At 67.7% G+C, this 13,153-nt stretch carries 11 protein-coding genes; 6 read left to right on the forward strand and 5 right to left on the reverse strand.

The window, feature by feature from the left end:
- Positions 1-118 precede the first annotated feature (118 nt).
- The gene (locus tag AC0IXR_RS15095; RefSeq protein WP_471761337.1) at positions 119-1,639 is read right to left on the reverse strand and encodes a helicase HerA-like domain-containing protein; all 1,521 of its coding nucleotides are present in this window, start codon (positions 1,637-1,639) and stop codon (positions 119-121) included.
- Positions 1,640-1,798: 159 nt separating this feature from the next.
- Between AC0IXR_RS15095 and AC0IXR_RS15100 the strand changes: the two genes are divergently transcribed.
- Entirely contained in the window at positions 1,799-2,185 is a 387-nt protein-coding gene (locus AC0IXR_RS15100; protein WP_471761338.1) for a DUF2267 domain-containing protein, read from the forward strand.
- Positions 2,186-2,432: 247 nt separating this feature from the next.
- Positions 2,433-3,488: a l-ornithine N(alpha)-acyltransferase gene (olsB, locus tag AC0IXR_RS15105; protein WP_471761339.1), complete on the forward strand. Its 1,056-nt coding sequence runs from the start codon at positions 2,433-2,435 to the stop codon at positions 3,486-3,488.
- Positions 3,489-3,541: 53 nt separating this feature from the next.
- Here olsB and AC0IXR_RS15110 read toward each other — a convergent pair whose 3' ends face one another.
- The 4 genes from AC0IXR_RS15110 to AC0IXR_RS15125 form a co-directional block, all read right to left on the reverse strand.
- Positions 3,542-5,347 (reverse strand): putative bifunctional diguanylate cyclase/phosphodiesterase, encoded by a 1,806-nt coding sequence (locus tag AC0IXR_RS15110; protein ID WP_471761340.1) that lies wholly within the window; start codon positions 5,345-5,347, stop codon positions 3,542-3,544.
- Between the two features lie 887 nt (positions 5,348-6,234).
- Positions 6,235-7,098, reverse strand: coding sequence for an SDR family oxidoreductase (locus AC0IXR_RS15115; protein WP_461228632.1), 864 nt, complete (start codon positions 7,096-7,098; stop codon positions 6,235-6,237).
- Entirely contained in the window at positions 7,095-8,171 is a 1,077-nt protein-coding gene (gene queG, locus AC0IXR_RS15120) for a tRNA epoxyqueuosine(34) reductase QueG (RefSeq protein WP_471761579.1), read from the reverse strand. Before queG ends, AC0IXR_RS15115 begins: the two co-directional genes overlap by 4 nt.
- Positions 8,172-8,308: 137 nt before the next feature.
- Entirely contained in the window at positions 8,309-9,001 is a 693-nt protein-coding gene (locus AC0IXR_RS15125) for a glutathione S-transferase family protein (protein WP_018041671.1), read from the reverse strand.
- A 205-nt stretch (positions 9,002-9,206) separates the two neighbouring features.
- On the opposite strand from AC0IXR_RS15125, the gene AC0IXR_RS15130 reads away from it, so the two are divergent.
- The 4 genes from AC0IXR_RS15130 (at position 9,207) to AC0IXR_RS15145 (ending at position 13,148) form a co-directional block, all read left to right on the forward strand.
- Entirely contained in the window at positions 9,207-10,010 is an 804-nt protein-coding gene (locus tag AC0IXR_RS15130; protein WP_056423249.1) for an undecaprenyl-diphosphate phosphatase, read from the forward strand.
- A 240-nt stretch (positions 10,011-10,250) separates the two neighbouring features.
- Positions 10,251-12,122 carry a methylmalonyl-CoA mutase family protein gene (locus AC0IXR_RS15135; protein ID WP_471761341.1) on the forward strand — a complete coding sequence of 624 codons (1,872 nt, stop codon included), beginning with the start codon at positions 10,251-10,253 and terminating at the stop codon, positions 12,120-12,122.
- 65 nt (positions 12,123-12,187) lie between these two features.
- Positions 12,188-12,574 carry a hypothetical protein gene (locus tag AC0IXR_RS15140; protein WP_056422356.1) on the forward strand — a complete coding sequence of 129 codons (387 nt, stop codon included), beginning with the start codon at positions 12,188-12,190 and terminating at the stop codon, positions 12,572-12,574.
- A gap of 145 nt (positions 12,575-12,719) precedes the next feature.
- Positions 12,720-13,148 carry a hypothetical protein gene (locus tag AC0IXR_RS15145; RefSeq protein WP_471761342.1) on the forward strand — a complete coding sequence of 143 codons (429 nt, stop codon included), beginning with the start codon at positions 12,720-12,722 and terminating at the stop codon, positions 13,146-13,148.
- The last annotated feature ends 5 nt before the right edge of the window (positions 13,149-13,153 follow it).

A 13,153-nucleotide genomic window follows, 5' to 3' on the forward strand; every position in this document is an offset into this window, starting at 1 on the left:
CCGCAGACGAATGGGGGTACCGGAACGGGCGCTGGATGCGACCTTTGGTACGCCCCGTCGTGCGAGTGCTTCCTTCAACGACAAGGCCATCGGATAACGAGCCGCTCTTTCCGAATGGTCACCGCTTCATCAACCCGCCCAGCACGTTCCGCAGGATCGCGTTGCCCACCTGCGTTCCCACCGTCCGCGCCATCGAGCGGGCCGCGTTGCCGATGACCTGTTCGGCGAGGCCCTGCGGCGGGCGGCGGCCTCCCTTCGCGGCGGGTTTGGAGCCGAGGACTCCGCCCAGCAGATCGCCGAGCATGCCGCTCAGGCCGCCTTCCGATTGCTGCGCCGCCTCGGCAGGAGCGGAATCCAGCCCCTTGCGAGCGGCGAGGATCTCGTAGGCGCTCTCATTGTCCACCGCCTCGTCGTATTTGCCGCGAAGCGGGCTTTTCGCGATCAACTCGGCGCGCTCGGCCGGTGTCAGCGGCCCGACCCGGCCCTGCGGCGGAGCGATGAGGGCGCGCTCCACCATCGAGGGCGTGCCCTTGGCCTCGAGGAAACTCACCAGGGCCTCGCCGACGGCGAGTTCGGTGATGGCGGAGGCGACGTCGAAACCGGGATTCTGCCGGAACGTGTCGGCGGCGGCTTTCACCGCCCGCTGGTCGCGTGGCGTGAAGGCGCGCAAAGCGTGCTGGACCCGGTTGCCGAGCTGGCCGAGCACCGATTCCGGCAGGTCGAGGGGGTTCTGGGTCACGAAATAGACGCCGACGCCCTTGGAGCGGATCAGCCGGACCACCTGCTCGACGGCATCGAGAAGGGCCTTCGGCGCATCGTCGAAGAGGAGATGCGCCTCATCGAAAAAGAAGACCAGCTTGGGCTTGTCGAGGTCTCCCACCTCCGGCAGCTGCTCGAACAGTTCCGACAGCATCCAGAGCAGGAACGAGGCGTAGAGGCGCGGCCGCTGCATCAGCTTGTCGGCGGCCAGGATGTTTATGATGCCGCGCCCGTCGCGGTCGCGCTTCATAAAGTCGTTGAGGTCGAGCGCCGGCTCGCCGAAGAACTGGTCGGCGCCCTGGTTCTCCAGCATCAGCAATTGCCGCTGGATCGCCCCGACGGAGGCGGCCGAGACGTTGCCGTATTTGCCCGAGATCTCCTTGAGGTTCTCGGTGCAGTAGAGCAGCAGCGCGCGCAGGTCCTTCAGGTCGAGGACCGGCCATTGGTTGTCGTCCGCGACCCGGAAAGCGATGTTGAGCACGCCTTCCTGCGTGTCGTTGAGTTCGAGCAGCCGGGCCAGCAGCAGCGGCCCCATCTCGATCACCGTGCAGCGGATCGGGTGCCCTTGCGCCCCGAACAGGTCCCAGAAGACGGTGGGGAAACGGTCGGGCTCGTACGTGATCCCGAGTTCCTCCGCGCGCTTGACGAAGACCGGTTTCGATTCGCCCGCCGCCGCCAGCCCCGAGAGGTCGCCCTTGATGTCGGCGGCGAAGACCGGGACGCCGGCATTGGAGAACCCTTCGGCCAGCACCTGGAGCGTCACCGTCTTGCCGGTACCGGTGGCCCCGGCCACGAGGCCGTGGCGGTTGGCGAGCCTGAGCGTGAGGGCTTCCGGCTTGGTGCCGCTTTTTCCAACGAGGAGGGTGCCGTCGCTCTGCATGGTCGCCTGATCCCACCGCCTCGCGTCGCGCCCAGCGCTGCGACCCTGGGGTTATGACGCCCGGGGGACGCATTTTCCAGCAGCACCGCACCCGGCGCTTGATTTCATCGCGGACAGACCAGATGGACTACGCACACTCATGCGTTGGAGCATCGTTACATGGAAGAGTTGATTGCCCGCGTCACCACCAAGACCGGGCTCGACGCCGCGACGGCCCAGACGGCCATCGGCCACATACTCGCCTTCCTGCAGAAGGAAGGCCCGGCCGCCGAGGTCGCCCAGCTCTTCGCGGCGATGCCCGGCGCGGACGCGGCGGCGGCACAATCCAACGAGGGCGAGGGCGGCGGCGGCCTGATGGGCATGCTCGGCGGCATGATGGGCGGGGGCGTAATGGCCCTCGGCCAGAAGCTGATGGCGGCCGGCGTGCCCATGGGGCAGATGCAGCCCCTCGGCCGCGAACTCTTCGCCTTCGGCCGCGAGAAGGCCGGCGAGGACGTGATGGGGCCGATCGTCGGTTCGATCCCCGGCCTGAACCAGTTCGTCTGAGACCGGTTCGGCTGGCCTCTCTTCCCCGGTGCCTGAGCCGGAGAAGAGGAGAATGGGAAAGGTTCGGCGGCTACCCATGGAAGGGTCGTCGGCGAACCATTTTGGCGCGACACTAACCGTCTCTGGATTCACGCAAAAGCCTGTCATAAAAGCGTTCGGGCTTCGTGGTGATGTGACCTCGCGGATATGAGGCTCCGGCGCTCCATCGGGAGCCGGCCTCGCGGGTCCGACAGAGCGGAATGGACTGATGGTCCCGAACTTCGCACGCGATGCCTCCACGGCGTGGCTCAATGGCTGGGAGGCGCATGTCCATGCCCCCATCGCCCGGTTCAAGCAGAAACGCCTTGAGGCGGGGCATGCGGGTTTCGCGGGCCTTCCGGGATTTGCCGGCCTTCCCGGCTTCGGCGCCAGGGCGCTGGTTCCCCCCGGTGCGACGCCGATCCGGTTCAAGCCGCGCCTGAAGAAGCCCCTCGCCGCACCGGGGCTCGACCCGGTCCTCGGCCGCATCGGCGATCTCGAAGTCCGCCTCGCCACTACCGTTTCCGAGATCCGCCGCGCCCAGCGCCTGCGCTACCAGGTATTCTACCAGGAGATGTCGGCGGTGGCCTCCGGCATGTCGCTGCTGTCCCGGCGGGACATCGACGATTACGACACGGTCTGCGACCACCTGTTGGTGATCGACCATGCGGCGACGGAGGCGAAACCCTTCCGGCGCCCGAGGCCGAAGGTAGTCGGCACCTACCGCCTGCTGCGCCAGGACGCGGCCGACCGCAATTTTGGCTTCTACACCGCCGGCGAATACGACATCGCACCACTGCTGGCGGCCCATCCGGGCAAACGCTTCCTCGAGCTCGGCCGCTCCTGCGTGCTCAAACCCTACCGGACCAAGCGCACGGTGGAGCTGCTCTGGGCCGGGATCTGGGCCTATGTCCAGCACCACCGCATCGACGCGATGCTGGGCTGCGCCAGCCTGGAGGGGACCGACCCGGACAGGCTCGCCCTCGCGCTCAGCTTCCTCCACCACCATGCCCGCGCCCCCGAGCCCTGGTGCGCCAGGGCGCTACCCGGTCGCCATGTCGCCATGGACAGACTGCCGCGCGAGGTGGTGGACCCGAAGGCCGCGCTCCAATCCCTGCCGCCACTGATCAAGGGCTACCTGCGGGTGGGGGCCACCTTCGGCGACGGCGCGGTGATCGACCACCAGTTCGGCACCACGGACGTGTTCGTCGTCCTGCCGGTCTCGGCCATCGCCGCCCGCTATATCGGCCATTTCGGCCCGGCCGCGAACAAGCGCGCGGCCTGAGCCCCCCGGTAGGTTTACATCGCAGAACCGGGGGACACTTCTGCGAAACCTGCTTAGGCCGCCGCGCTCACGCGGCGGGATTTCAGATAGGCCGCGACCTCGTTGGCGGGGAGCGGCCGGCTGAACAGGAAACCCTGCACCTCGTCGCAGCCCTCGCTCCTGACGAGTTCGAGCTGCTCGGTCGTCTCGACGCCCTCGGCCACGATCCCCATGCCGAGCCGCTCGCCGAGGCCGACCACCGCGCGCACGATGGCCGCCGCGTCGGGCTCGGCGATATCCTTGATGAAGGCGCGGTCGATCTTGATCTTGTCGAAGGGAAACCGACGGAGATAGCTCAGCGACGAGTATCCGGTGCCGAAATCGTCCAGGGCGATCTTGACGCCCAGTGCCCGCAGGCGGTGCAACGTCGCCACGACGCCCTCCGGGTCCCGCATCAGCGCGCTCTCGGTCACTTCGAGTTTGAGCCGATCCGTCGACAGGCTCGCCCCGTCGAGGGCGCTCGACACCGAGCGCTCGAGGTCGTGCTGGAACTGCACCGTCGAGACGTTGACGGCGACGCGGATCTCGTCCGGCCACGTCATCGCCTCGCGGCACGCCTCCGCCAGGGCCCAGGCGCCGAGCGACACGATCAATCCCGTCTCTTCGGCCACCGGAATGAATTCGCCGGGCGAGATGAGCCCCCGCTCGGGGTGATGCCAGCGCATCAAAGCCTCGAAGCTCGTGACCCTGTCGGTCACGAGGTCGATGACCGGCTGATAGACGAGGAAGAAGTTGCCCCGCCGGATCGCCTCCTTCATGTCGAAGGCGAGAAGGTGCCGCGAGGAATGGCGCGCGGCCAAGGCGGGCTCGAACAGCCGATAGGTATCGCGCCCGATCGTTTTGGCCTCGTAGAGCGCGATATCCGCCCGCCGGAGCAGGTCGTCGACGGTAATGGCCTCACTCGGCATCATCGCGGCGCCGATGCCGACACCGATCTCGACCACCATGCCGTCGATCTCAATGGGTGCGCCGAGAACCGCGATCACGTGCTGGGCAATCGCATCGGCCTCGTGCGGACCGCCGAGCCCTTCGAGCACGAGCGCGAATTCGTCGCCCCCGAGCCGGGCCACGGTACCACCGGAGCCAACGGCTTCGAGCAGGCGATCGGCGACGATGCGGAGGAGACGGTCGCCGCCGCTATGGCCCAGCGTGTCGTTGACCGCCTTGAAGCCATCGAGATCGCAGGTGAGGACCGCGACGGTGGAGCGGCCCTCGCGGGGGCGCATCACGGCCCGGTCGAGACGGTGGCGAAGCAGGCGGCGGTTCGGCAGGCCCGTCAGGTCGTCATGCAGGGCCAGATACTCGGCCCGCGCCTCGGCTTCGTGGCGATGGGTGATGTCGATCTGGGTTCCGACCGCACGCAGGGCCCGGCCGGTGCGGTCACGCTCCACGACGCGACCGCGGGTCAGGACCCAGAACGACGTGCCGTCGCGGCAGACCACGCGATGCTCGCACTCGCAGGTGGAGGTGAGGCCTCTGACATGCTCGGCCATGGCGAGGGTCAGGCGCTCACGATCCCCCGCATGGACGATGTGATCCATCGGTTGGCGGGCCTCGATGGCATCGACGGCGTAACCCAGCCGCGCCAACCAGCGTTCGGACATCCAGATCGTCCCGTTGGCGAGGTTCGAATCCCAGATCCCCTCCACGCCGCTATCGAGCGCGAGCGCGAGACGCTCCTCGCCCAGCCGCCTTCTCTCCTCGCTCGCGCGCAAGGCCCGCACGGATCTCAACCAGCCCTTCAGGACGATGCGAGGGCCGGACCGTCCCGCATCCGCGTCGCGGAAGGCACGGCCGGGGAAATGAGTCCGGCGAGACATGTCCGTGGGCAGATTCCCGATGGCGGGGCGGGCATCGGTTGATGACGGTCGCATCCGCCAAGCGACTGTTCGAAGCCACGCGGCGATCTTCAGCGGCGACGCCATCGCTTCACTCATCGACCGGCGAGTCCGAGGCGGATGCAAGTCTGAGGCGGATGCAAGTCTGAGGCGGATGGGAGAATCGCCCGCGCCCGCGCGGGCTGAACGCATTTTGCTCCGACCATGAACCGTGTGCCGCCACGACCCGCTTTCCATTCGATGGCGATACTTGCGCAAAACCGCCAGAATCAGCCGGTGCCCCTCATGCTTCAAGCACCGTTATGCGAAGAGCGCCTTAATGAGAAGTCAATGTGACCGTAAAATAGCGCACTTGACTTGCATTCAAATTGCCGCACCATATTTTAAGGCAAGTTTCTACAACAATCTAAAAATCTACCGGTATAGATGCACTAGACGTGACTTTGCCTATACGACACATTTATTATAAACCGATGTTAGTATGCAGAGGATGGGGCCAAAATTGATCGATGACCGGATCGCACACGGCTCCGATGAATCAAGACATGAATACCGCAATTCCATAGATCAGCGCGAATTCGAGCCGAGATGAATTCTTCCTCAGCAGATAGAGAAAGTCTTCGCAAGAAACCTAGCAGCCCGCCTCGAATTTTTTTACAGCCCGATCCAAAAACCGGTCGCGCAAGGGAGATTCCTACGGTCGAGGCCCGATTAAAAATAAACTGAAATCATTCATTCCGCCGTAGATCATCCATGCCTGAGCAAAGACGCAGTCGCGACAACAGACGCTTCGCTGCCATTCGGCTCCCTCCTGTGAGGGAAATGACCGAAATCTGCGTCGTCCTCGCGATGGGATATGTTCTCGAGCGTCACGCCCTGGCATCGGCGACCAGCGCGGCCAGGCCCTCGCGGTAGGTCGGATAGGCGAGATCGACGCCGAGCTCCTCGCGGATCAGGCGGTTCCGCACGCGCTTGTTCTCGCCGTAGAAGCTGCGCGCCATCGGGCTCAGATCCGCCGTCTCGAAATCGATCTCGGGCGGCAGCGGCAGGTTGGCGAGGCCGGCGGCGTATTCGGTCACCACTTGCGGCGGCGTCGGCTCGTCGTCGGTGACGTTGTAGACCGCCTGTGCCCTCGGCCTGTCGATGGAGGCGAGCAGGGTCGTGGCGATGTCGTCCACATGGATGCGGTTGAACACCTGACCCGGCTTGATGATGCGCTGCGACTTGCCCTCGCGCAGCTTCACGATGGGGTTGCGGCCCGGCCCGTAGATGCCGGACAGCCGAAACACCTGCACGGCCTTACCGGTCTCCTGCCCGAAGGCGAGCCAGGCCTTCTCCACGGCGATGCGGCCATGCGAGCGCCCGCTCGTGGGGTTGGGCGGCGTCGTCTCGTCGATCCAGGCACCCTGCTGGTCGCCGTAGATCCCGATCGTGGAGAGGTAACCGATCCAGCCGATCCGGCTGCCGGCGATGGCGTCCCGGTAGCGGGCCAGCACCGTGTCGCCGTCGCGGGACGGCGGTGCCGAAACCAGCAGCACGTCCGTATCGGCGAGGTCGCCCGCGATCCGCGCGTCGTCCGTCTCGGGGCCGAAGCCGCGCAGGGCGACGCCGTCGAGGCCAGCGCCCGGCCGGGCCGGGTCGGTGACGGTGGCGCGGATCTCGCCGAACCGCCCTGCCGCGCGCTCGACGAAGCGGCGCGCCGTGAAGCCCAGACCGAAGACGAAGAGGTTCATGCCGTCGTGTTTCCCGCGTGATCGAGTGCCGCGTGCCATTCGGCGCCGACCTCGGCATCGGTTTCGCCGATGGCGTGTCTGTTGAAAAGGCCGCGCATCGCCGCCGCGTCGGTGAGGCGGCTCGACGCCCATACGGCCATGCCGCGCACCAGGGGCGACGGGTCGGAGAGACAGCGTTCGGCCTCCCGAGCGAGCGCCGGATCGCCGGAATTGCCGATGGCGATGAGGACGTTGCGCAGGAAGCGGTCGCGCCCCGTGCGCTTCACCGGGGTTCCGGCGAACCGCGCCCGGAAGGCCGCATCGTCGAGACGCGCCAGTTCGGCGAGGGGAGGCGCGGCGAGGTCGGCCCGCGCGCCGAGGCGCGCCTCCGAGGCGGCGGCGGCGAACTTGTTCCAGGGGCAGACGGCGAGGCAATCGTCGCAACCGAAGACCCGGTTACCGATGGCCTCGCGGAATTCGGGCGCGATCGGCCCCTCGTGCTCGATGGTGAGGTAGGAGATGCAGCGCCGCGCATCGAGCTGGTACGGGGCGGGGAACGCGGCGGTCGGGCAGATGTCGAGGCAGCGCCGACAGGAGCCGCAATGGTCGGACTCGGCTGAATCCGGCACGAGATCGGCGGAGGTATAGATCGCCCCGAGCAGGAGCCAGTTGCCGTGCTCGCGCGAGATCAGGACCGTGTGCTTGCCCTGCCAGCCGAGGCCCGACGCGGCGGCGAGCGGCTTCTCCATCACCGGCGCGGTATCGACGAAGACCTTCACCCGCACGTCGCCCTTAGCGGAGAGGTAGCCGCCGAGCTCCTTCAGCTTGCCCTTCACCACATCGTGATAATCGCGGCGCTGGGCATAGGCTGCGATGGCGCCGCGATCCTTGAGGGCCAGCAGCGCAAGCGGATCGGCCTCGGGGCCGTAGTTCATGCCCAGCATCACGATGCTGCGAACGCCCGGCCACAGGATCGACGGATCGGCGCGCTGGTCGGCGCGCTCCCCCATCCACTCCATCTCGCCGTGATGCCCGGCGGCGAGCCAGGCCGGCAGCCGCTCACGCAGGGCCGGCACCGCATCGGGGGTCGTCACCCGCACAGCGTCGAAGCCGAGATGCCGGGCGCGGGCCTCGAGCGCCTGCCTCAGGGCATCGCCGGAGAGAATCTTGCGCTGCTCACGGCGGTTGGCCGCCTGCTTGCCCTCTGCCCGGAACTGGCCCGAAGGGGCGTTCAGAAATCCAGGTCCGCGTAATGATCCGCCGGGGCCATGCCCGGAACCCGGTCCGCCAGCAGCGTCCGGAAGGAGGGGCGCGATTTCAGCCGCGCGTACCAGTCCCTCGCCGTCTCGTCCTCGTCCCATGGCACGTCGCCGAGATAATCCACGCAGGAGAGGTGGGCCGCGGCCGCGAGATCCGCATAGGTCAGATGGTCGCCGGCGATCCATTTCCGGCGGGACATTAGGTAGCCGATATACTTCATATGGTAGCGCACATTGGTGCGCGCCGCACGAATGGCATGCATGTCCGGCGGACCGCCGCCATTGGCGCTGGTCATGAAGCGCTTCGAGATCTTCTCGGTGACGAGATAGCCGGTCACCTCGGCATCGAACTTAACCAGGAACCAGTCAAGCAGGCGGCGGACCTCCACGCGATCGGCGGTGGCCTCCGGCAGCAGCCGGCGCCCGGACAGGCCGAGGCCGCGGGTCTCGTCCAGATACTCGGCGATGATGCCGGCCCCCGGCACGGCGAGCCCGGTCTCCTCCACCAGGACCGGCGTCGTCCCAGCCGGATTGATGAGGAGGAACGCCTCGCGCCGGTCCCAGACCCGCTCTTCCACGAGTGCGGGCTCCATGCCCATCTCGCTGAGCACGAGACGGATGAAGCGCGAATGCGGACAGAAGGGGGAGTGGTGAAGCGTCGCCATAGAGGCCGTTTCGAAGGGGATGGAACCGCGGGACGCGCCGTATCGAGACCGCCGGTGGGTGAGGGTCGCCAGTCGAGACTTATTGCCCGATCATTGCCGCCTCATTAACACGCTGGACATGTTCCGGTAACCGCTCGTCAACTCTGATCGCCGACACCGTCCAGCGACCCGCGCTCCCACCCCACAACAACCGAGGCGAGACATGATGGATGCCATGAGCATCGTGAAGGCGGTCGTGCTCGCCGTCGTCGAAGGCGCCACCGAGTTCATTCCGGTCTCCTCCACCGGCCACCAGCTCCTGGTCGGCCACTTCATCGGCTTCCAATCGCCCAACAACACGTTCGAGGTGCTGATCCAGCTCGGCGCGATCCTGGCGATCCTGGCCGTCTATTTCCGCCGCCTCCTCGGAATCGCCGTGGCGTTTCCGAGCGATCCGAACGCGAGGCGCTTCGTCCTCGGCATCCTGCTGGCCTTTCTGCCGGCGGCGATCATCGGCGGCCTGTTCTCGAAAGCCATCAAGTTCTACCTGTTCAACCCGTGGATCGTCTGCGCCACCCTGGTGGCCGGCGGCCTCGTTCTCCTCGTCCTCGACGAGACCGACCTCGAGGTGAAGAAGCGCGACGTCTTCGACTTCACCCTGCCGATGGATTTCAAGATCGGCCTGTTCCAGTGCATCGCGATGATCCCCGGCGTGTCGCGCTCAGGCGCCACCATCGTCGGCGCGATGCTGATGGGGGCGGACAAGCGCTCGGCCACCGAGTTCTCGTTCTACCTCGCGATCCCGACCATGGCCGGCGCCTTCGCCAAGGACCTCCTCGACAATTACAAGAACCTCTCGCAGGACGATGCCGGGCTCATCGTCATCGGCTTCGTCGTGGCCTTCCTCTCGGCCTTCGTCGTGGTCCGTACCGTGCTCGACTACGTCTCCTCCCACGGATTCCGGCTGTTCGCGTGGTGGCGCATCATCGTCGGCTCGCTCGGCTTCGCGGGGTTGATCCTATTCGGCTGACGAACCCGCCTCGCGGCTCCGGACCCGCGCTCGTGCCGGGACCCCGGGGCCCAGGCTCGGGATGCAGGCTCGGGACGCAGCAGGTTAGGAACTTGGCTCCGACCTTCGTTTTTCTTTGAGTCCGCGCTGATTTCTTTGATGAGTCCGGCGTGTTGCCCGGCAAGCCTCGCCGTGCGAGGGCTGTCGCCGACAGCGTCCGGCCATGCGCGGCCGGCGGAAGCGTGCGCCAAGGCCCTGACGATGGACAATCGCCCCCTCGCCGACCTGTTCCCCACGCCCACGCGCGAGCGGTGGCTCGGCCTGGTCGAGGGCGTGCTCAAGGGCGGCGATTTCGAGAAGCGTCTGGTCTCGAAGACGGCGGACGGCATCCGGATCGAACCGCTCTACGAGCCCGCCGCGCCGGTGGCGCAGCCCATGCGCGCGCCCGGCCCCTGGCGCATCGCCCAGCGGGTGGACCACCCGGACGCGCAGGCCGCCCACGATCTCGCCATGGCCGATCTCGAAGGCGGCGCCGATGCGCTGAACCTCGTCTTCGCGGGCGCCGTCTCGGCGCGCGGCTTCGGCCTCGATGCCGGAGACGTGGCAACCCTCGACACCGCCCTGTCGGGCGTGATGCTCTCCCTCATCGCGACGCGGCTCGATGCCGGCGGGCGCGGGCTGGAGGCCGCCCGTCTGGTCAAGACTTTGGCCGCGCACCGCAACGAGGATCTCGGCAGCCTCGACCTCGATCTCGGCCTCGACCCGATCGGGACGCTCGCCGCCACCGGCCGCCTCGACGCGACGCTCCCTGAGATCGGCGCGGCGGTCTCGGCGCTCCTGTCGGAGTTCGACGGAGCCGGCTTCACCGGCCGCGCGATGCTCGCCGACGGGCGCCCCTATCACGAAGCCGGAGCCAGCGAGGCGGCGGAACTCGCCGCCACCCTCGCCACGGCCGTCGCCTATCTGCGCATGCTGGAGGCCGGCGGGCACGACCTCGCCCGCGCCCGGGATGCCGTCGCCATCCTCCTCGTGGCCGATGCCGACGAGTTCCTGACCATCGCCAAGTTCCGCGCCATGCGCCGCCTCTGGGCGCGGGTGGAGGCCGCCTGCGGGCTCGACCCGAAGCCGCTGCGCCTGCATGCAGAGACCGCGTGGCGGATGATGAACCGGAACGACCCGTTCGTAAACATTCTGCGCACCGGCATGGCCGCCTGCTCGGCCGGGCTCGGCGGCGCCGATTCCGTCACCGTCATCCCCTACACCGCCTCGCTGGGCCTAGCCGACGCCTTCGCCCGGCGTGTCGCCCGCAACAGCCAGATCGTCCTGATCGAGGAATCCAACCTCGCCCGCGTCGCCGACCCGGCGGCTGGGGCCGGCGGGTTCGAGGCGCTCACCGAGGAGCTCACCACCACGGCCTGGGCCGCCTTCCAGGCAATCGAGCGGGAGGGCGGCATCGTCGCCAGCCTGCAGGCCGGCGCGATCCAGGCCCGGATCGGCGAGACCCGCGCCACCCGCGCGAAGAACGTCGCCACGCGCCGCGAGCCCCTCACAGGGGCGAGCGAGTTCCCCTTCCTCGCCGAGAAGCCGGTGACGGTCCTCGACCTGCCACCCTCCGATGCCGTGGCGCCCGCTTTCGCCCTCGACGGGGCCGGGACGACCACCTGCGAGGCCCTGCCCTCCTTCCGCCTCGCCGAGCCCTACGAGGCCCTGCGCGACGCCTCCGACACCCATCTCGCCGAGACGGGGCGGCGCCCCCTGGTGTTCCTGGCCAATCTCGGGACGGTCGCCGTCTTCAACGCCCGCTCGACCTTCGCCGCCAACGCCTTCGCGGCCGGCGGCATCGAGGCGGTGAACGAAGAGGGTTTTTCGGAGAGCGACGCACTGGCCAGGGCTTTCGCCGTATCCGGCGCGCGCATCGCCTGCATCTGCTCGTCGGACGCCCTTTACGCCACTCACGCCGTCGCGGCGGCCGAGGCTCTGAAGAAAGCGGGCGCGACGACCGTGTACCTCGCCGGCAAGCCCGGCGATCTCGCCGAGGGGCTCAAAGCGGCGGGGGTCGATGCCTATCTGCACGCGGGAGGTGATCTCCTCACGCTGCTTCAGGCCGCCTTGGGCGAAGCCACGACAGCGTGAACCGCAACCGATACGCGATCAGGGACGTTCCCAGCCCCGATCACGTCCTTGCAGAACAGGCTACGATGCGACGCTTCCTTCTTGCCGCCGGCTCCCTCGCCCTCCTCACGACGTCCCTCGGGACCACCGAGGCGGCCACGCGGAAGGTCTCGGTGCCCAACCGCTACGACGGCGCCTGGAGCATCGAGGTCATCACCCAGGACGGCCCCTGCGATCGCGCCTATCGCTACGGCGTCCGGATCGCGAAGGGCGAGGCGAGCTATCCCGGCGGCGATTTCGACATCCGGGGGCGCGTCTCCGGCAACGGCTCCGTGCGGGCGACGATCATGCGCGGTTCGGACGGTGCCACCGTGGTCGGCCAGCTGGATCGCGGCGGCTACGGCAGCGGCACATGGACGAGCAACGGCGCGATCCGCTGCTCCGGCCGCTGGAACGCCGAGAAGCGGGGCTGATCCGGCCCCTGTGATCGGCCGGGCACAGTCGGCTCACGAAATCTCGCATCGCAGGTTTCGGGGCGCATCATGCCCTGTTCCTGTCCAAGTCTTCGATGAATACTTGGGGCGAATCGATTTCGATCGACCTCGAGGTATGTGCGCGATGAAAGCTCGGCTGCTTGGCGCTCTCTTGACCCTTGTCGCGACGGCGGGTGCCGCGAGCGCGGCGCCCCGCACACCCGGACACGCCCATGCGGCCATGGCGCCGCTGGAGCGCGCCGCCACGGATTGCTTCGCCGAGACGGTGATGGCCAACCCGGCCGCCATGCGCCACGCCCGGGCGGGGCGCTGGTACGAGGCGGCGGGAATCATCGGCTTCCTCTGCCGCCCCGAGGTGGATGCGATGATCCGTACCCATGACCGGCTCTTCGGCAACGGCACCGGCCAGCGCTATTTCAAGGCCGCCTATACCCGTCATCTCGGCGGCGAACTCGCGATCCGCCTTCAGCCGATGCTGGAACGCACGGCGGTGGCGACCGCCGAACCGCCCGCCGACAGGACCGCCCCGGAAACCGGCGACAAGACCCAGTAGCGGTC

Source organism: Methylobacterium sp. AC832, assembly GCF_979256025.1.